Genomic DNA, 19,535 nt, shown 5'->3' with positions numbered 1-19,535 from the left:
GGCATTCACAATCTCGGCACCCTGCTCATGCAGTCCAGCATTGTGCGGGAGAAATCCGCCCAGGCCGTGGGGGCGGTATCTACAACACCGGCACCGGGACGATCAGCAGCAGCGTCCCGTCACGCACCTCCTGCACGAGATCAGGGAACTGGGCCATACCGGCAGCGCCAACCTGCTGGTCCGCTACCTCAATCAGGGCCGCGCCGAAGGCGACCGCCCCGTGACGCCCCCCGCCGCCTCGCCCGGCTCCTGCTCACCCACCCCGAGCACCTGTGGACCAGAGACACCGACCTGCTCGGCCTCCTCACCGCAGCGTGCCCGGAGATGACCGCACTCGCCCGGCTCACCGGCGAGTTCGCCGCGCTCCTGGCCCCGGCCCAGGCCAACAACGACAAGCTCACCCAGTGGACCGCCACGGTCCGCACCACCGGCCTGCCCCACCTGCACAGCTTCTGCAACGGCCTCGAACTCGACCGCGCCGCCGTGAACGCCGGCCTCACCCTGCCCCACCACAACAGCCGGACAGAAGGCGTCAATACCCGAACCAAGAAGATCATGCGGCAGATGCACGGCCGAGCAGGATTCGACCTCCTCCGTCACCGCATCCTCCTGCAATAAGGAGAACGCACCGTCACCACCGACTACGGAACAGAGCCGCTCGTTTGACAGACCCCGGCCCCCTCGCTGCCGGAGATCGGGTCCGGTAGTCGTTGACAAAGTACAGAGAAGCACCCAGTACCAGCGCAGCAGGTCGTAGCCGTAGTTGCGGCAGGTGAGCGGGCTGACGTCGCCGAGCGTCAGGTCCCACAGGTAGCTGCTGACCGGCTGGAGCTCCCGGTCAGCGGCATCCACGACGTACCTCGGCGGTGATGGCGATGTACCCGCCACCACCGCACCCACTCGGGGCAGTTGAGCCCGCCCATACCGTGTGTGCTTGGGGAAACGCCTCCTCGGCTGTGCGGCCATGACGGTCGAGGAGGACCCATAGAGGATCGGCAGGATCAGACAGATAAAGGAAGGCGCGGCGACGGGCGGTGTTCCTTGACCGTGACGGCAACCTCAGCGCCCCCGCCACTCCCCCGCCCGCCCCGAGGTGGCCCAACAGTCGGACACCGCCGCCCCGCTGCGCACCCTCCAGTACGCGGGCCCCCGTGGCCGTCGTCACCAACCAAAGCGGACTGGCCCGCGAGCTGCACGTACACCGCTGCCCGGGACGCGATACACCATCAACCCCCAACTCTGCGTCGGGGGATTCGACTCGCTATCGCGGCCGGCGCCCTGGCTGAGCGGCCTCAGTGGGGCCGAGTCTCATGAAATCAGATACCCGGTCGGAAGATATCGCCGCGCTGGGCCAGCCCAGCGGTCACGGGATGGTAATTGGGCGGAATGACCCGCTCCAGGTCTCGTTCTATCCGCTGAGCTTCTCCGCGAACCGCGGCAGGGACATCGCCCTGTTCCGCGACAAGGCGGTTGTAAATCGGGGTCTCTTGGGACACGGGTGAAGTCTGCTTTCTCGGATTCGGTAGCGGGCGCAGCAGAGCAGAGGTCGTTGTACTGGCCGAAGACGCCGCACGCGCTTGCCAAACTGCGAAGGTCGGTTCGTCAGGCCACAGCCGCTCCGGGGCCTCGGCCGTGGCCCGCGGGCAGGCAAGGGCCGCAGATCACTTGCGGGCGACGAACCCCCACTGATCGACGGGCTCAGCACCGTCGTCGCTCGAGCTCGGACGCCACAGGGAGATGGACCCGAATCCCGGTTCGACCAGTTCCATCCCGTCGGCGCTCGCGAGAATCTCCTCGGGCCGGCGCACCAGGTAGGGCGGAGTGTCTCCGGCCGCATAGGCTTCCTGGGCTGCCAGTGTCTGGGGGGTGGCGATCGTGTCGCAGAGGACCAGGTAACTGCCTGTCACTGTGCCGGCCATGTACCGGCGCATGAGGTCGATACCGGCCCGGGGTTCGACGTGTCCCAGCGTGGACAGCACCATGACGGCCACGGGCTGTGTCATATCCAGGGTTCGGGACGCTTCCTGGAGTACTCGCTCGGCCTCCAGCATGTCCGCATGCACGTAGTCCGTCACTCCGTCCGGCGCGCTTGTCAGCAGGGCGCGGGCATGCGCCAGGACCAGCGGGTCGTTGTCGACGTAGACGATGTGTGCCTTCGGCTGGATGCTCTGGGCGACCTCGTGGGTGCTGTTCTGGACGGGGAGCCCGGTTCCGATGTCGAGGAACTGGGTGATTCCCGCTTCGTCGGCCAGGTACTGCACCGCACGCGCTTGGAAGGCCCGTGACGCACGGGCGAGGTCCCGGGTCTGGGGGTAGCTCGCGATGACCTGGTCTCCCAGTTCCTGGTCGACCGGGTAGTGGTCCTTGCCCCCGATCCAGTAGTTCCACACGCGGGCCGAGTGCGGTACGCCACTGCGGATCTGGGCCTCAAGCTCTGTCTGCTCAGTCATTTCGGTTCTCGTCTCGTAGTGTCTGAAGGGCAGCCGTGGCGGCCAGCGCCCCGCGTACTTCCCCCCAGGGACGAGGTCTCGGAAGGCCCCGTCACACCTGTGGCCGACCAGGCCCCGCGGCCTCCCAGGCCCGCTGCCGCTGAGCGAACGCCTCAGGCCGGCGCTCCACAAGCAGCAGCTGATCAAGCAGGATCCGAAGAGCCATCTCGCCCCGTACGTCCCAGGTCGACGGAGCGCCAGGTTCAGCTGGTCGATAAGGTACCCGAACCGTTGCCTGCACGGTCTGGCGCACCCTTCTCCGGTTGCAGACGACCGAGTTGACCCTGAATGTGGCATCGGCAGCAGCGGCCTGGCTCTGTGTGACCTTCAGCTCGAGCCGGGCCGAATCGGCCTGCTCCGCCCCCATACACGTACCAGCAAGAGTCAGCGCCACGGCAGCGGCCACAGCCGTACGCATGCGTCCGAACAACAAGGTGCTTCCCCCTCGCCGCCGTACCACTCAGGCACCGTGGTCCCCGACCAGGTTCCGCCCGCGGCCATCGAGGCCTTCAGGTGGCAGGCCACGCTCGCCGACATCGCCGACTGGCTCCGCGGCAAGGCACGAGCGCTCGAACCGCCTGTGAACCAGCGGTCGGGCAGCCGAGCGGCGGGATGACCTGGGTGACGTCGTTGCGGTTGCCGCCAGTCAGGATGATGGCGAGCGGGACGCCAGCGGTAGGGGTGTTCAAGTGGTGCTTGCTGCACACCTGAACGTCGACGGTTCGCGGCCTACTCATCGTCCTCATCCGGCAGGCACGGCGAGGTGAACAGCAGCTCCAGGACGTATCTCTCCGTGGTCGGGCATTGCGTCCATGCTTGAGCGATCTGCTCGCATGTCCAGTCGTCAGTGACCTGTCGCAGGGTTTCCTGTGTAGTAACTGGATGTGGCTTCTCGTCCGCTCCACCAGGCGACTCCCTCGTAAACGCCTGGCCGTGAAAGTGTCGCTTCTCCGGCAGGGCCCAAACCGAGCCGGCCGACGACAAGGGTTGCCGTCTCCGGTTCAATCGATACCTGGACACTTCCCTCTGCTTCAGAAGGCGGTTGCTGGACTGCTGGCCAGATACAGATGGTGATCTGTGCGCCAATGTCAGGTTGCACCAACATCCTCGCTCGCATTGACCTGCGGCATCGGCGTGATCCGCTGTGCCCCGAAGTGCTCGGCGTAGGCGGTCATCGTGGTCTTCGTCGCCTCCGGTTCGCTGATCAGTTCCGGGGCTGAGCTGAACCAGGTGAGTTCGGGGTCCTTCTCCGCGCCGCTCGCCTGCGCCTCTGCGGTGACGATGCGTTCGATCGCGGTGCGGACCAGGTCGCGTACGGCCGGGGTGTAGGTGCGGATGTTGATGCCCAGTTCCGCCGTGTCGGGATGATGTTGTCCTTGGTGCCGGCCTGCAGGCGGCCCACTGTCACGACCGCGGACTCCGCGGGCGGCACTTCTCGGGCGACGATGCCCTGGAGCCGGGTGACGACGTTGGCGGCCATCAGCACGGGGTCGATCGATGCCTCAGGACGGGAGCCGCGCGCCGCGGCCGTGCAGTGTCACGTCGAGGGAGTCCGCGGCGGCCATCACCGTTCCGGCGCCGTAGCCGATGAACCCCGCCGGCAGGGGGCCACATGCTGGCCCAGGACGATCTGCGGCTTGGGGGATTGCGTCTCGTCCTGGGGTGTCGGGTCGCGCCAGGGCACGGTGGTTCCGCCGGAGAGGCGGCAGGCCATGAGGTCGGTCATGGCAAGGCGGATCACTGCGCCGGAGCGGGTGGGCAGGGCTTCGAAGCGGATGGGCAGGGCCTCGTAGTCGCGGGCCAGGCGGCGGTGGAGCATCAGCCATCCGTACGTTCACTCGAAGGCCGATTGCTTCGGGATCGGGGTGAAGCCCCTTTTCCCGGGCTCGTGTTGGATGATCCCCACACCAACTCCCGGCGGGCATCGGACAGATCACCCGGATACGGGCGGCGGCATTCGGTCATGTCATGGCCGCATTCTTCAGATGTCTTGCCTCCTCTCATCGAGCCCTCCGCGGGGTCATCCGCCCGGAACACCGGGAAACCCTTATCGGACAGTTCCGGAATGCAGAGAGTAGGCCGGCCTTGACGAACAGGGACGCCCGTAGGAATATTCGGAGGCGTTTCATGTCCCGCGCTTCCCCTCAAGGCCACCCAGGTCTGCACGGCGGAAGTCATGACGGACGGCATATGCCGCAGAGGCAACCGCGACGCGCGCCGGACGGATTTGTGCCGGACCGGCTATCCCGTTCGCACACCACCTCGTCACGCTCCACATCACCCTTAGAAGGAGCAGTTTTGTCATCCTCGATCGATCACGCCACTCCGGCGGACGGATACGTTCCGGTCATCGACCTGTCCGGTGTCTGGACGAAGGCCGGGGAATTACTGGTCTCACAGGCGATAGGAAGCGCCTGTGAGAATTCCGGATTCTTCACCGTCGTCGGCCACGGCGTGGACCAGCGCCTGATCGACCGTATGTACGCGGCTTCCCGCGCGTTCTTCGAGCGGCCCGAAGAGGAGAAGGCCGAGGTGGCCGTCTCACCCGGCACCCACGGCTTCTACGTCAACGCCGGCAGCGCCTCCAAGAGCCTGGGCCATGACGCACCTCCGGACCTGAACGAGGTGTTCATCACCAGCGTCCGGGGGGACCAGCCCGCGGCACTGCGGGCTCCGGACGGGAACACGAAGACGCCCTGGGCTGCCGCGAACCGCTGGCCCGCGGCACCGGAGGAGTTCCGGGCGGTGTGGCTCGAGTACATGGCTGCGATGGAGCGCCTGGCGACCGACCTGATCCGCTTGTTCGCCCTGTCCCTGGGCCTGGACCGACACTTCTTCGACGACAAGATCGGCGACAACATGTCGACGCTGGCGGCGAACTACTACTACCCGCTGACCGAACCGCCCCTGCCCGGGCAGTTGCGAAAGAGCGCCCACACGGACTGGGGGAACCTGACCATCCTCTACCAGGACGGGGTCGGCGGCCTGGAGGTCGAGCAGAAGGGGCACGGTTGGCGCGAAGTGCCCTGCACACAGGGCAGTTTCGTCGTCAATATCGGCGACTTGATGGCGTTCTGGACCGCCGGGCGGTGGGTGTCGACCCTGCACCGGGTGCGCATTCCGGTCGAGGGACGGACCGAGGCGCGGATCAGTATCCCGTTCTTCCACATGCCCAACCACGACGCCCCGGTCGAGCCACTGTTCCCGTTCACCGACTCCACCACCGAGGAGCGGTTCCACATGGCCACGACGCCGGGCGAGTGGTACCAGGAGCGGCTCGCGGCGATGGTGCCCTGAGCGCGAGCCGGACCACAGGCTCAGGTCGGCCCCGTATCCGCAGGTCGACGGCGGACCTTGGGGCGCGTACAGCGTCTTATTAGCGTGGCACGGCACCGTGGCTCGGAACGCACGTCATACGCGTCGAGAAAGGTTCACGATGTCGACCACCAGATTCTTGCGGGATGTGCCGGCCCACGTGGCGCGGCCGATTCCCGTGCACCCGGCCGACGACGCCACCCCCGACGAGCGCTGCGGCGGCCGCCGGGGCCCCGGCGGCCGGGTGCACGGCGCCGCGTGCACCCGGCGCCCATCGGCGTGGCGGGGGCGGTCATGAGGGCGGCGGTGCTCCGCGCGCTGGGAGAACCACCGTGCTGCGAGGAGGTAGCCGAACCGCATCTGGAAGAGGGCGAGGAGGTCGTGCAGGTGACGGCCTGTCCGCTGACCAACCTGGACCGGGCGCGGGCCGCAGGCACACACTTCTCGGCTCCCGCCAAGCTGCCGGCGGTGTGCGGCTCCGCGCTGGCCGCAGGCCGGCTGCCGGACGGCACCCGGGTTCTGTTCAGGTCGCCGGGCGGCACCATGGCCGAGCGGGCGGTGACCCGGCACGGGTGGTGCTCGCCCATTCCGGAGGGAGTGGACGACGCACTCGCGGCCGCGGTACAGAATCCCGGGGTATCGGCGTGGAACGCGCTGGAGTGGCGGGCGAAGCTGCAGCCGGGTGAGTCCGTGCTCGTGCTGGGCGCGACCGGAGTGGCCGGCCAGATCGCGGTGCAGGTCGCAAAGCACCTGGGCGCCGGCCGGGTGGTGGCCGCCGGACGCAATCCGCGGGTGCTGGCCGGGCTGCCCGCACTGGGCGCGGACGCGACCGTCCAGCTCGACCAGCCGGACGATGCGCTGCGCCGCGCGCTGCGCGACGCAGCGGGACCCGCGGACTTCGATGTGGTGCTCGACTACTTGTGGGGGCGTCCCACCGAGGTCTTCATCAGCACGCTCGGCTTCGCCGACATGGAGCTTCGGTTCTCCCGAACCCGCCTCGTCCAGATCGGCGTCATGGCCTCCCCCACCCTGAACCTCTCGGCCGAGGTACTGCGCAGCAGCGGCCTGGAGATCGTGGGCAGCGGCACCGGCAACGCTCCCCCTGCCGAGGTGCTCGCCCGTGAACTCGGTCAGGTCTTGGACCTGTTGGCCGGCGGCAGGCTCCGCATGGAGGTCAATCGGGTGCCGCTCACCCGGGTGCGGCACGTCTGGGATCTCGACCAGCAGGGCCACAGGACGGTGCTGATCCCCTGACCTCCGGGTGTGGTGCCTCTGGGGCGCAACAACGCGCGGGCGCCATGGAACGGTTGCCGGACTCCCCCGCCGGACCCTCGGCTTGAGTGGATTTTTAGCAGGCGGGTGAAGTGTGGTGCCAGGCCACGGATCATGTGAGGAGAAGCGTCATGACGGAATCAGCACAGACCCCCTCCCTCTACGATCGTCTTGGAGGAACTTTCGGTATCGCCGCCCTGATGGACGTTCTCACGGACAGGCTTTACGACAACGTTTCGGCCAACCGCAATCCCGACGTGCAGAAGCTTCACGAGACGAATTCGCGTGCCGGGTTCAAGTTCATGGTTACGGCGTGGTCGATCCAGGAGACCGGAGGTCCCCAGTGCTATCCGGGACGTGACATGAGGGAAGCTCACGAGAACATGGTCGCGACCGAATACGATTTCGACGTCGTGGCGCTGGAGATCGCGGCCACGCTGAGCTTCTGCGGGGTCCCGCAGCAAGAGGCCAAGGAATACCTGGACATCATCGAAAGCTACCGGCACGATGTGCTCACCGCTTCGGCGGGGAAAGGGAACACCCCTTCCGCGGCAAGCGCGTAAAGGACGAGGCGGCGGTAGGAACCGCCGTCCGACCGCCCGTACCCGGCGCCATCCGACTCCGGAAGCCGTTCACCGGAACGGTGCCGAGTGACCCGCGTCGCGGCACCGTCCGTGACGCGGCGCGGGCCGCTTCGGTCAGCGGTCCCGTCACGGATCACACTTGGCAAAAGGATGAGGTCTCATGCCCAGCCTGATGATCGTTGTCGGCTCAACCCGCCCCGGCCGCGCCGGGCTTCCCATTACCCAGTGGTTCGTCGAGCAGGCTCGGTCCCACGGCGGGTTCGACATCACCCTGGTGGACCTCGCCGAGCTCGATCTGCCCCTGCTGGACGAGCCGCACATCCCCCGGCTGCGGCAGTACACCCAGCAGCACACCAAGGAGTGGAGCGCGATCGTCGATGCTTCGGACGCGGTCGTCCTCGTCACCCCGGAGTACAACTTCGGCTACCCTGCCACGATCAAGAACGCGATCGACTACCTCCACCAGGAGTGGCACCACAAGCCGGTCGGGTTCGTCTCCTACGGCGGGGTGGCCGCCGGCACCCGGGCGGTGCAGCAGCTCAAGCAGGTCATGACGACCCTGCGGATGCTGCCGGTGTGTTCGAAGGGGTGAACATCCCCTGGCACCCTCAGTTCATCGAAGACGGGCGGTTCCAGGGAACCGAGGTCATGGAGCAGGCCGCTACGGCCATGCTGGACGAACTCCTGCGCACCGAGGCGGCCCTGCGCCCGATGCGGCTGTCGGCCGGGCAGAACGGTGCCGGTCTGCCGGCCACCCCCTCCGGTAACGGCTCGCCGACCGCTCGGTGACCCGGTGCGGCGGCCCTCCCGGGAGGGCCGCCGCACCGGCCGCCTTCTGCGGGACACCTCGTCGCCCGGCACAAAGCCGCCGTTCCGCCCCGACCGGCCCCCGTACCGCTGCGACCGCCGCGGTGCGGGGGCCGGTCGCATGGACGGGGCTCATGTGGGGCCCGATCACGCGGCCGGCCGTTGCCGGGAGGCTCATGGGCCTCCCGGCAACGGCCGGCCGTGCCTGCCTCTCCCGGTCCCCGCGGTGGGGTCAGCGGCGGCCCGCGGGCTCGGGAACCGCGCCCCGGTCCACCTCCTCGAAGAGTGCCGCGGCCCTCTTCGAGGTCTCCTTGGCCCAACTACCGGTACTGATCAGTGCCAGGGCGACAATGCCGGCCCCGAGGCCGATCATCAGCCACCAGACGCCGTGCTCCGCGTGGGTGTACGAGGTGCCGCCGTGTGCCTGGGAGCTGCCCACGATGGTGCCCGCGATGGCGACACCGAGAGTGGTGCCGGTCTGCCGGCCGGCGGAGGCGAGGGAGGTGGCCACGCCTGCCATGGAGCGCGGCATGCCGGACACTGCGGTGTTGGTGATCGGCGGGTTGATGGTGCCCTGGAAGACGCCGATCAGCAGGTACATCGCGAGCACGGCCGGCAGCGACGTGGACGGCCGGATCAGCAGCGACACGGCGCCTCCGACCGCCAGCGCGGCCCCGGAGACCACCAGCGGCAGCCGGGGACCGTGCGCGCCGACGTACTTGCCGGTACGCGGGGAGAGCAGCACGATCAGCAGGCCCACCGGCAGCAGGCACAGACCGGCCTTGAGCGCCGACATGCCGCGGACCTCCTGCAGGTAAAGGGTGGTCACGAAGAGGAACGCGCCGAAGGCGCACAGCGCCCCGAAGGCCATCAGGATCGCCGAGCTGAACGGCACGCTGCGGAAGAGCCGCAGTTCAAGCAGCGGGTCGGAGCGGCGCAGTTCGTAGGCGACGGTGGCGAGCGCGGCGAGCACGGTGACCCCGAGCAGGGCGATGATGGTCGTCGAGCCCCAGCCCAGCTTGTGCGACTCGATGACGGCGTAGACCAGGCTGCCGAGCATGACGATCACCAGCAGCTGGCCGACAGGGTCGGGGCGGCGTGCCCGCGGGGCGCGGGACTCGGGGACGTACACGGCGGTCATCACGAACGCGATCGCCACGATCGGCACGTTGATCCAGAAGATGGACCGCCAGTCGAAGGCGTCGACCAGGGCGCCGCCGAGGATCGGGCCGAGTGCGAGCGACAGACCGGACATCGAGCCGAACACACCGATGGCCTTGGCCCGCTCCTTCGGGTCCGGAAACGTAGTGGCGATGATCGCCATCGCCACCGGGTTGAGCATGGTTCCGCCGATGGCCTGCACGGCGCGGGCGCCGATGAGCCAGCCGATGCCCGGCGCCAGGCCGCACAGCAGGGAGCCGATCCCGAAGGCTGCCAGACCGATCAGGAAGAGGCGCTTGCGGCCGATCCGATCGGCGGTGGATCCGGCCAGGAGCAGGAAGCTCGCCAGCACCAGGGTGTATGCGTCGACCGCCCACTGCAGGCTGGACACCGAGGCGTCCAAGTCGTCACGGATGTTCGGCAGGGCGACGTTGACGATAGAGATGTCCATGACGACGACGATCATGCTGGCGCAGCAGATGGCAAGCACCAACGACCGTCGCTGGGGACTGAGTTCGGTCATAGGGATCCAATCCAATCGAAGGCCACTGCCGGCGATCGCAAGTGACGCTTTTCAAGGGCCGTGCCGGTGGCCACGCGGATGGAGGCGGGGGATGCCCTGCCGGGTGGCACCGGCACGGCCGGCACGGTTGGCGGTTCCGTCGAAACGCCGGGCTTCTGCGGGTGGCTCTCGGGAGTGGCGGCCGCGCGTTCACCGCGACTGCGGCGACGGCCACCGACCCGGCCGCCGACGCGTGCCGGACGGCCTGCTGGAGCGGCTTCTGCCGCGGGGCCGCCAGGGCCCGAACGGGCACTGTCAGACCGCTTCCTCTCCGCGTATCCGCGGGCCGGGCCTGCCAGGAGCGGCGCTGGGCCGCGTTGAAGTGCTCATGTCCTCGACGCTACAATTTAGAGCGTGCTCGAAATCAAGTCGCAGACTCGATCTTCTTCCGTTCGCCCGCAGGGCGAGTCCGACCCGGGTATCGCCATCGCCGAGGCCGCACGCCGCACCGGCGTCAGCGTGCACACACTGCGCTACTACGAGCGCGTCGGTCTGGTCATCACCGACGTCGACCGCACGGTCGGCGGCCGACGCCGCTACCACCAACGGGACTTGGCGTGGATCACGCTCTGCACCAAGCTGCGGGCGACCGGGATGCCCATCAAGACGATCCTGCGGTACGCCCAGCTCGTCGCCGACGGGTACGGCAACGAGGAGGAGCGGCTGGCTCTCATGGAGGCGCACCGCGCCGAGGTGACCGCCAGGCTCGCCGAATTGCAGGGGAATCTGGCGCTCATCGACCACAAGATCGACGTGTACCGTGGCCGGCTCGCCGCCGGCGACGCCGACCAGCTCTGGGTCCCCTTCCCGGAGGCCGAAGCGAGCTGAGGAGCGGCCGCACCGTCCCCTCGCCACGCGAGCGTGACGGCCGACGAGGGCCGCACGTGTGACAGCGGGGCGCAACCCGCTCGGGCCGCGCCCCGCTCCCGCTTCTGCTGTGGATCACTCGTCCTCGACGATGGCGACCACCCGCGTCCATCCGGCGCCGAGTCCGGTGAGTTTGATGGGGAAACAGGCCACGGTGAACCCGGTGGCAGCGGGCAGCTCGTCCAGGTGGGCGAGCTTCTCCAATTGGCAGTAGGCGTGTTCGCGCCCGTACAGGTGAGCCGGCCAGAGGACCTTGTTGTCGCCGGTCTCCCGGTAGTCGCCGATCATCGATCCGAAGGGCCGGTCGAAGCCCCAGCTGTCGATGCCGATCACCTTGACACCGCGCTCGACCAGCCAGGCCGTGGACTCCCTTGTCATACCGGGGTGTTCGGCACGGTATGCGTCCGTTCCCCACAGCCGGTCCGCACCGGTCCAGATCAACACGATGTCGCCGGGGCGGAGTTGGTGTGGGATCTTCGCCAGCGCGTCTTCGATGTCCGCGGCGGTGATGCCGGTGCCCGGTGGCACGTGCCGCAGGTCGAGGCGGACTCCGGGCGCGTAGCACCACTCCAGCGGGATGTCGCCGATGGCGGCGGCCGGACGTCCTCCGCTGGTGAGCCCGTAGTGCAGGGGGGCGTCCATGTGGGTGCCGGTGTGGGTGGTCAGGGTGACCGTCTCGTTGGAGATCGACTCGCCCTCGGGGAAATCCTCGGGTGTCAGCCCCAGTGCGGCTGGCGCCGCGGCGTGGTCGAGGAGTTCCACCTCTACCGGTGTCGCCTCGCTCGGGCCGTCCACGGTCGGCACGCTGAGGTCGATCAGGCGCTGGGTCACGCGGGGCTCCCGACGACCTGCGCGCGCCGCTCGGCCTCCTTGCGGACCGCGTCGAGGTCGGCGTGACTGTTGCGGTCGACGGCGGCCCGCAGCAGCGTGGACGCCTGCTCCTGGCTGGGTACGGCCTCGGTGGGGCGGGCCGCGAAGTCGTGGGTGATGACCAGCTGCGTGCGGTTGTCGTCGAGCGGCAGGGCGCGCCACTCGCCGCCCATGAACTCGATCATCGGGGCGTTGTCCAGCTGACGGTAGGCGATGGTGCGGTGGTCGCGGTCGAGGTCGCGCCGGGTCACCCAGCTCTGCCGCTGCCCGCTGACGTCGACCACCAGACGGGCGATCTGGCAGGTCTCGGTCTCCTCCAGCATCGTCGAGGTCTCGGTGGGCGGGAACAGCTTGGCGTAGCCCTCGATGTCGGCCAGCACTGCGTAGACGACATCCGCGTTCGCCTCGACGGTCACGGTGTGCTCGGTGTGGAACATGGAAGGTCCGTTTCCGCTGCTCGACGGCAGCATCTGCTCGTGGTTTGCGTACGCGGCCTCGTAGTTGAGCTTTCCGCGCCACTTGCTGATGAACTCGTGCACGACGGGCCGCTCGGAGAACACCTGCAGGGTCTGCACGTCGTCGCAGGAGAACTGCGCGATGTGCGTCGCAGTCATCCCCTTGCTCTGCTCGTCGACGGGGAGCAGGACGTGCGGCTTCCAGCCGAAGGCCGAGACCAGACCGGAACCGACCGCGAGATCGCCCAGCCCCTCGAAGAACTGACGGATGTCCTCGGCATCGGCCTCCGGCGGGAACCGGTAGATGAGGGTGTGCACGATCATGCTGTCCTCCGAGTGGTGGGCGCAGGGCGGGCGCGCAGAAAGCGGTGAACCGGTGGAACGAGGTGTCGTACCCCGGCAGAACGGCCACGGGCCGCCGACGCCGCGGGCCGGGGCGGGTCCGCGGATCACCGGCGTCGCGTGACCAGGAAAAAAACGGTGGCCGCCCGCGGCAGGAAGGCTCGGGCCCCGGAGCGCGTCCACCGGGAGAGGGTGCCGCCCGCCGCCTTGTCCGACTTCCGGCCGCGTGCAGATGTCCTCACAGGCAGAGGTGCATCCGTCCGCGGTCGACTACATCAACGCGCACGGCTCGGGCACCAAGCAGAACGACCGGCACGAGACCGCGGCGTTCAGGCGGAGCCTCGGCGAGTACGCGTACAAGACGCCGATCAGCTCGATCAAGTCGATGGTGGGGCACTCGCTCGGGGCCGTCGGCTCGATCGAGATCGCCGCCTCGCTGCTGGCGATGGAGCATCACACGGTGCCGCCGACGGCGAACCTGCACGTGAGCGATCCGCAGTGCGACCTGGACTACGTGCCGAATGTGGCGCGCGAGCACCGCACCGACACCGTGCTGACGGTCGGCAGCGGCTTCGGCGGCTTCCAGAGCGCGATGGTCCTCACCCGGCCGGACCGGGAGGCCGCATGAGCGTGATCACCGGGCTGGGCGTGGTCGCGCCGAACGGCGTCGGCGTCAAGGAATTCTGGGCAGCCACCCTGACCGGCCGCAGCGGCATCGGCGAGCTGGACCGGTTCGACACCTCGGGCTTCCCGGCGCGGTTGGCCGGGCTGGTGGACGGTGTGGATCCGGCGCAGCACCTGCCCAGCAGGCTGATGTCGCAGACCGATGTCTCCACCCGTCTCGCCCTGATCGCCGCCCAGGGCGCCATAGAGGACGCCGGCGTGGACACCTCCGCCATGACCGACTACGACATGGGCGTCGTGACGGCCAATGCCTCGGGCGGATTCGACTTCACCCACCGGGAGTTCAAGAAGCTGTGGAGCCAGGGGCCGGAACACGTGAGCGTGTACGAGTCCTTCGCCTGGTTCTACGCGGTGAACACCGGCCAGATCTCCATCAGGCACAAGATGCGCGGACCCTCCATCGCTCTGGTCGCCGAACAGGCGGGCGGGATCGACGCGTTGGGGCAGGCACGACGGGTCGTCCGTACCGGTGTGCCGCTCGTGGTCTGCGGTGGAGTCGACTCCACCTTCGACCCGTGGGGCTGGGCCTCCCACCTGGCAGGCGGCCGGGTCAGCGTCGACCCCGACCCGGCCACGGCGTACCGCCCCTTCGATTCGCACGCGGCCGGACACGTACCCGGCGAGGGCGGCGCGATCTGCGTCCTGGAGGACGCCGGGGCGGCCCGCGCACGAGGGGCCCGTGTCTACGGTGAGATCGTCGGCTATGCGGCCACCTTCGATCCGGCCCCCGGCAGCAGACGCCCGCCGGGTCTGGGTCGGGCCGCGCGGCTCGCACTGGCCGACGCGGGGCTCGGCCCGGACGCGGTGGACGTCGTGTTCGCCGATGCGGCGGGCCTGCCGGCCCTGGACCGCGCCGAGGCGCAGGCCCTGCGGGACCTGTTCGGGGTCCGCGGCGTCCCTGTCACCGCCCCCAAGTCCCTGACCGGCAGGCTCTTCTCCGGCGGCGGCGTCCTCGACGTCGTCGCGGCCCTGATGAGCATGCAGGACAGCGTGATTCCCCCGACATTCGGGACCGCTTCGGTGCCCGACGAGTACGGCCTTGACCTCGTCATCGGCGAGCCCCGACCGGCGGCGGTGGGAACCGCCCTGGTCCTCGCCCGGGGCCGCTGGGGGTTCAACGCCGCCACCGTCATCCGCCTCCCCCAGAACGGAAGCTGAACATGTCCAAGTTGATGACCATCGACGAACTGCGCGGCATCCTCGTCTCGTGCGCCGGCGGGGAGGAGAACGCCGCGCTGCACGGCGACATCGCCGACACCTCGCTCACCGCACTCGGCTACGACTCGCTGGCCCTCATGGAGACTGCGGCCAGGCTGAAGGTCGACCACGGGGTGGCCATCCCCGACGAGCAGATCATCGAGGTGAGCACCCTCGGAGAGCTGCTGAGCCTGGTCAACGACCGCATCGCTGTCTAGAACCTCCCCATCGGACCAGGCCGGGTCGGCGGGCACCGGCACGCCGACCCGGCCTGATCCGAACGAAAGACCCTGGCGAGCGCAGGCAGCCCCGAGGTTTCCGCACTGTCCGTGAGCGGCGACGCCCCGCCCTTTCCGGCCTGCCTGCGTCCCGACCGAATCCTGCATCAACTCATGTTCGCCGCAGGGGAATCCGGGAGTCATTCCCGAAAATGCGTGACGTTCCCGGCCAGTGCCTTGAGCCCGTCACGGGCCCACTGGCAGGCCGTGCCGGTGACCCCGTGGAGGGGGCACTGCGCACCATCAGGGAGGTGTAGCCCTTCTGGATGTACGGACACGACGGTCGCAGTGCCGGTGCCCGATGCCCGACGGACCGGTCGGCACCGGAGGCAAGGGATGCCTGTCGCAGGTTGCGCTTTGCGGCCAGGCCACGACGATGGAACGGGAGACGTTTGGCCGGGGGCGGATCATCAGTCGCGGCCGGTGAGGCCGCGGGAACAGGGCGCGCCCGTGCTCGTGACAGGGAGTGAACATGACCGAGCTTCCTCCGCCGATCACCCCTTATCTCGAACCCGCCGCGAAGGAGCTGGCCGAGGCGGCCGATCCGCGCCCGCGGATCTATGAGGTCCCGCCCGAGAAGGGCCGTGAGATTCTCCTGGGTCTGCAGAGCGACCCGAGCGTTCCCCGGCCCGATGTCGACGAGGAGTGGGTCGACGTGGACGCGGGCCGGTGGGGCACGGTCCGCACCCGCATCATCCGGCCCGAGGGAGCCACCGGACCGCTGCCCGTCGTCTTCTGCATCCACGGAGCCGGGTGGGTCTTCGGTGACGACAAGACGCACGACCGCCTCTTCCGCGAACTCACCATCGGCGCCGGTGCGGCCGGTGTCTTTCCCGTCTACGACCGCGCGCCGGAGGCAAAATACCCCACCCAGGTCGAGCAGAACTACGCCGTCGGCCAGTGGGTCATGGAACACGGCGCACAGCACGGCCTGGACACCTCCCGAGTGGCAGTGACCGGCGACTCGGTCGGCGGCTGCATGTCGGCGGTGTTCGCGCTCATGAACAAGGAGCGCGGCGGCATCGACCTCAAGGCGCAGGTCCTGCTCTACCCGGTGACCAACGCCGACTTCGATACCCCGTCCTACCTGCAGTTCGCCGAGGGCTACTACCTCACCCGCGACGGCATGAAGTGGTTCTGGGACGCCTACACCACCGACCCCGCCCAGCGCGCCGAGGCTCATGCCTCCCCGCTCCAGGCCTCTCTGGAACAGCTCCGGGGACTTCCCACCACCCTCGTCATCACCGATGAGGCCGATGTCCTGCGCGACGAGGGAGAGCAGTACGCCAACAAGCTCCGCGAGGCCGGCGTCGACGTCACCTCCGTCCGCGTCGCGGGCATGGTCCACGACTTCCTCCTCCTGGACAGCCTGCGCGACACCCGCGCCGCCGGCGTGGCACGCAGACTCGCCGTGGACGCTCTGAGAACGGCGCTGCACAACAGCTGAGACAGCCCACATCGACTGCTCACACTCCCCCCTGGATCGGAAGCCCCGCCGCAGCCGGGGCTTCCGATCCAGGGGCGCCAACCGGTTACGCCAGCCGGTTCAGTGCCGCAGCGCCCTGTGACGCGGACAACCAGGTGTGGTAGCGGCGCAGTGCCCGTCGCTGCTTCCGCTGCTCGAAAACCGGGGAGCGTACGCCGGGTGGGTGCCCGGCCTGGGGCTGATACCCCGGGCGAGGCGGCGCATCTGCGCCATGCCGGCGGCCGAGGCGAGAGCCTTGTCGGACCAGTACACCGGCGTCATCTGCCGGTCGGCCTCACGGTCGTCTCGATCACCTGCCGGGCGTCGTCGGCGTCGAATCCGCCGTGCCGGAAGTCGGCGGAGTTGAGCTTCACCGCGACCGCGAAGGACGGTGAGACAGCAGCGCGGACTGCGCGGGCGACGTCGAGCAGCATCCGGGCCCGGTTCTCCAGCGACCCACCCCACGCGTCGGTGCGCTTGTTGACCAGCGGGGACAGGAACTGTGACAGCAGGTAGTCGTGCGCGGCATGGACCTCCACGCCGTCGAACCCCGCCTCCTCGGCGCGACGGGCCATGACGGCGAACCGGGTCACGGTGGCCTCGATCTGCTCGGGGGACATGGCGACCGGGCGGCCGAAGCGCCTGCTGTGCTTGCCCAGGTCGACGCCGACGGCGGACGGGCCCCACACGACGCCGGACCTGTCGGCCTGGATCTGGCGGCCGGGTGGTTGATCTGCATCCATATCGCCCCACCGCCGGCCCTGCCGGCCTCGGCCCACTCGGTGAACGGCTTCAGCGGCGCGGCATCGTCGAGCACGACACCGCCGGGGCCGGTCAGCGCCTCGGCGTGCACCATGACGTTGCCCGTGATCAGAAGTCCGGTGCCGCCGGTGGCCCCCCGCGATGTCACGGACGGGAGCCACGCCTCCCGAGTAGGCGATGACTCAGGAGGGACACACGGCACCGGCGCGGCCTGGCGCCAGACCGACCGGCCGGACAGACAGCGCCCCCGCGGCCGGTCGACACCTCAGTGGCAGCCTCGCCGTGACCAGGTGGCTCAGCCCTGATGGCCGGCCGCGTCCGGGTCAGGGCCGATACGGCCGCCGTTGTCGAGGGCGGTGATGTCGCGCAACTCCTGCGGGCCGAGGTCGAAGTCGAAGACCCTGAAGTTCTCCTCGATTCGAGTGGGCGTGGCGGATCTGGGGATCACCACGTGGCCGAGTTGGAGATGCCAGCGGATGACGACCTGGGCCGGGGTCTTCCCGTGCGTCTCGGCGATACGGGCCAGCGTACGTTCGGCGAGCAGTACACCACCCTGGGCGAGCGGGCTCCAGGCCCCCGTGGTGACGGACCGCTCGGCGCAGACCCTGCGCATTCGGCCTTGCGGGAAGTAGGGGTGAAGCTCGATCTGGTTGAGGGCCGGCACGATGTCGGTCTTCGCCAGCAGGCGGTCCAGAGTGGCGGCGGTGAAGTTGGACACGCCTATCGCCCTGGCACGTCCATCGGCGTGGATCCGTTCCAGAGCCTTGTACGACTCGACGTACAGATCCTGTTCCGGTACGGGCCAGTGGATCAGATAGAGGTCGACGTAGTCCGTACCCAGGCGCTGGAGGCTCGCGTCGAAAGCGCGCAGTGCGGCCTCGTAGCCCTGGTCTGCGTTCCACAGTTTGGTGGTGAGAAAGATGTCCTCACGGCGGACCCCGGCATCGCGGACCGCACGGCCGACGCCCGCCTCGTTGTTGTAGATGCGGGCGGTGTCGATGTGCCGGTACCCGGTGATCAGGGCGTGGGATACGGCGGTGTAGGCCTGTCCGTCCGTCAGCGGCCAGACACCGAGGCCGATCTGGGGGATGGAAACGCCGTTGTTGAGGGTGAGGCACTGCATGTGTGAACCTTCCGGATTCGTGTGCAGAGCCACAGAACCAATACGGTGCCCGGCGCTGACGAGCCTCGAAGGCTCCGGGAGCACCCCGCTCACCAGGTCACGGGCAGGGTGCGGGGAGCCCTGGTCTTCAGCCCGGCCTTCCATACCGGCGGTGCCGCGGTCCGCAGTCCCGGGAACCGGTGCAGGAGCCCGGTCAGGGCCTCCTGGAGTTGTACGCGTGCGATCTGCGCCCCGACGCAGTGGTGGACACCGTGCCCGAACCCCAGATGGGGGTTGCGGTCGCGGTCGAGGTCCAGCAGGTCGGGGGCGTCGAAGACGGTCTCGTCGTGGTTGGCCGACGAGTTCACCGCCATCACGGCTTCGCCCTCGGCGATCCTGACACCGCTGAGCCGGACCTCCTCGGTGGCGACACGAAGGTTGGCCTGGACATTGGTCTGGGCGTAACGCAGCAGTTCCTCGACGGCCTTGGGGACCATCCCGGGTTCGTGTCGAAGCCGGTGGTACAGCCTGGGTTCGTCCAGCAGGAGGTGCACCATACCGGCGAGCCGGTCGGCGGTGGTGCCGTAGCCTCCGGCGAGCAGTACCAAGCAGAAGGAGATCAGTTCGTCCTGACTGAGCCGGTCGCCCTCGTCGCGTGCGGCAATCAGGGTGCTCAGGACGTCATTGCCCGGATGGCGGCGCTTGGTGGCGACGAGCTCGGTGAGGTATCCGGTCATCTCACCGACGGCGGCGGTGACCTCGGTGTCGGCGATGGCGGTGAGGTTGCGCAGGGTGTCGCACCAGGCGTCGAGCAGGTCGCCGTCCCGTCGCGGCACACCGAGGAGATCGCAGATGACTGTCAGCGCAAGCGGCCGGGCGAACAGCGCGACCAGGTCGGCCGGGCGGTCGTGTGCGGCGAGTTCGTCGAGGAGCTCTCCCACGAGCCGGGCCACGGACGCCCGCATGGCCTCGGCGCGGCGGGCGGTGAAGGCCGGGGCGACCAGCTTGCGCAGCCGGGTGTGTTCCGGAGGGTCCGCGGCCAGGATCGAGTCCGGCAGGGTGGGGACGTGTGCCATGCGCGGCCCCGCTCCCCGGGTGGCACGTGTACGGCTGAAGCGCGGATCGGCCAGCACGGTGCGCACGTCGCCGTACCGGGTTATCAGCCATGCCGGGTCGCCACTGGGCAGTACGATCCGGGCGCACGGAGCGTCGCGGCGCAGCGCGGCCAACTCCGGGAGGGGACCGAGCCCGTCATGGTGCGGGAAGGGAAAGTCCGCGGTGGGGACCGGGCGACCGGGATCTTCGTCTGTCACGACTGCTCCG

General features: G+C 68.9%; 16 protein-coding genes and 3 pseudogenes. 11 read left to right on the top strand and 8 right to left on the bottom strand.

Annotated features, from left to right (window positions below; genetic code table 11):
- Positions 1-118: 118 nt before the first annotated feature.
- A pseudogene (locus OG978_RS39290) lies at positions 119-618 on the top strand (transposase); the annotation flags it as partial.
- A gap of 1,043 nt (positions 619-1,661) precedes the next feature.
- Here OG978_RS39290 and OG978_RS39280 read toward each other — a convergent pair.
- Both OG978_RS39280 and OG978_RS39270 read right to left on the bottom strand, forming a co-directional pair.
- Positions 1,662-2,450 carry an SAM-dependent methyltransferase gene (locus OG978_RS39280; protein ID WP_326769800.1) on the bottom strand — a complete coding sequence of 263 codons (789 nt, stop codon included), beginning with the start codon at positions 2,448-2,450 and terminating at the stop codon, positions 1,662-1,664.
- A gap of 1,690 nt (positions 2,451-4,140) precedes the next feature.
- Positions 4,141-4,404 (bottom strand): annotated as a pseudogene (locus OG978_RS39270) (IS5 family transposase); the annotation flags it as partial.
- 383 nt (positions 4,405-4,787) lie between these two features.
- On the opposite strand from OG978_RS39270, the gene OG978_RS39265 reads away from it, so the two are divergent.
- From OG978_RS39265 to OG978_RS39245, 5 genes are all read left to right on the top strand, one after another.
- Positions 4,788-5,786, top strand: coding sequence for an isopenicillin N synthase family dioxygenase (locus tag OG978_RS39265; protein ID WP_326769799.1), 999 nt, complete (start codon positions 4,788-4,790; stop codon positions 5,784-5,786).
- Positions 5,787-6,062: 276 nt separating this feature from the next.
- The gene (locus OG978_RS39260; protein WP_326769798.1) at positions 6,063-7,058 is read left to right on the top strand and encodes a quinone oxidoreductase family protein; all 996 of its coding nucleotides are present in this window, start codon (positions 6,063-6,065) and stop codon (positions 7,056-7,058) included.
- A gap of 149 nt (positions 7,059-7,207) precedes the next feature.
- The gene (locus OG978_RS39255) at positions 7,208-7,639 is read left to right on the top strand and encodes a group I truncated hemoglobin (RefSeq protein ID WP_326769797.1); all 432 of its coding nucleotides are present in this window, start codon (positions 7,208-7,210) and stop codon (positions 7,637-7,639) included.
- Positions 7,640-7,820: 181 nt separating this feature from the next.
- On the top strand, positions 7,821-8,252 hold the full coding sequence (locus tag OG978_RS39250) for an NADPH-dependent FMN reductase (RefSeq protein ID WP_326769796.1): 432 nt from the start codon (positions 7,821-7,823) through the stop codon (positions 8,250-8,252).
- Positions 8,237-8,449 (top strand): hypothetical protein, encoded by a 213-nt coding sequence (locus tag OG978_RS39245; protein ID WP_326769795.1) that lies wholly within the window; start codon positions 8,237-8,239, stop codon positions 8,447-8,449. The genes OG978_RS39250 and OG978_RS39245 overlap by 16 nt, the downstream gene beginning before the upstream one ends.
- Positions 8,450-8,699: 250 nt before the next feature.
- On the opposite strand, the gene OG978_RS39240 is transcribed toward OG978_RS39245, so the two are convergent.
- Positions 8,700-10,151: an MFS transporter gene (locus tag OG978_RS39240; protein WP_326769794.1), complete on the bottom strand. Its 1,452-nt coding sequence runs from the start codon at positions 10,149-10,151 to the stop codon at positions 8,700-8,702.
- Positions 10,152-10,544: 393 nt separating this feature from the next.
- On the opposite strand from OG978_RS39240, the gene OG978_RS39235 reads away from it, so the two are divergent.
- Positions 10,545-11,018, top strand: a complete 474-nt coding sequence (locus tag OG978_RS39235; protein WP_326769793.1) for a MerR family transcriptional regulator — start codon at positions 10,545-10,547, stop codon at positions 11,016-11,018.
- A gap of 114 nt (positions 11,019-11,132) precedes the next feature.
- Here OG978_RS39235 and OG978_RS39230 read toward each other — a convergent pair whose 3' ends face one another.
- Together OG978_RS39230 and OG978_RS39225 are read right to left on the bottom strand one after the other, a co-directional pair.
- Positions 11,133-11,888, bottom strand: coding sequence for a cyclase family protein (locus OG978_RS39230; protein ID WP_326769792.1), 756 nt, complete (start codon positions 11,886-11,888; stop codon positions 11,133-11,135).
- Positions 11,885-12,706, bottom strand: coding sequence for an aromatase/cyclase (locus OG978_RS39225; protein WP_326769791.1), 822 nt, complete (start codon positions 12,704-12,706; stop codon positions 11,885-11,887). Before OG978_RS39225 ends, OG978_RS39230 begins: the two co-directional genes overlap by 4 nt.
- Before the next feature lie 259 nt (positions 12,707-12,965).
- Between OG978_RS39225 and OG978_RS39220 the strand changes: the two are divergent.
- The 4 genes and pseudogenes from OG978_RS39220 to OG978_RS39205 form a co-directional block, all read left to right on the top strand.
- Positions 12,966-13,352, top strand: a pseudogene (locus tag OG978_RS39220) (beta-ACP synthase); the annotation flags it as partial.
- Positions 13,349-14,566 carry a ketosynthase chain-length factor gene (locus OG978_RS39215; RefSeq protein ID WP_326769790.1) on the top strand — a complete coding sequence of 406 codons (1,218 nt, stop codon included), beginning with the start codon at positions 13,349-13,351 and terminating at the stop codon, positions 14,564-14,566. The pseudogene OG978_RS39220 and the gene OG978_RS39215, both read left to right, overlap by 4 nt.
- A 2-nt stretch (positions 14,567-14,568) precedes the next feature.
- Positions 14,569-14,823, top strand: coding sequence for an acyl carrier protein (locus OG978_RS39210; RefSeq protein WP_326769789.1), 255 nt, complete (start codon positions 14,569-14,571; stop codon positions 14,821-14,823).
- A gap of 532 nt (positions 14,824-15,355) precedes the next feature.
- A complete protein-coding gene (locus OG978_RS39205; protein WP_326769788.1) occupies positions 15,356-16,330 on the top strand; it encodes an alpha/beta hydrolase in 975 nt (324 codons plus the stop codon).
- A 296-nt stretch (positions 16,331-16,626) separates the two neighbouring features.
- Here the strand turns inward: OG978_RS39205 and OG978_RS39200 are convergent, their stop codons facing one another.
- From OG978_RS39200 to OG978_RS39190, 3 genes are all read right to left on the bottom strand, one after another.
- Positions 16,627-17,091: an oxidoreductase gene (locus OG978_RS39200; protein ID WP_326769787.1), complete on the bottom strand. Its 465-nt coding sequence runs from the start codon at positions 17,089-17,091 to the stop codon at positions 16,627-16,629.
- Positions 17,092-17,405: 314 nt separating this feature from the next.
- Positions 17,406-18,233 (bottom strand): aldo/keto reductase, encoded by an 828-nt coding sequence (locus tag OG978_RS39195; RefSeq protein ID WP_326769786.1) that lies wholly within the window; start codon positions 18,231-18,233, stop codon positions 17,406-17,408.
- Positions 18,234-18,322: 89 nt separating this feature from the next.
- On the bottom strand, positions 18,323-19,525 hold the full coding sequence (locus tag OG978_RS39190; RefSeq protein ID WP_326769785.1) for a cytochrome P450: 1,203 nt from the start codon (positions 19,523-19,525) through the stop codon (positions 18,323-18,325).
- Positions 19,526-19,535 lie beyond the last annotated feature (10 nt).

Origin of the sequence: Streptomyces sp. NBC_01591 (assembly GCF_035918155.1) — a bacterium.
GTDB lineage: Bacteria > Actinomycetota > Actinomycetes > Streptomycetales > Streptomycetaceae > Streptomyces.
Note: the sequence above shows the minus strand (reverse complement) of the source record. Positions and strands in the feature narration are given on the sequence as shown.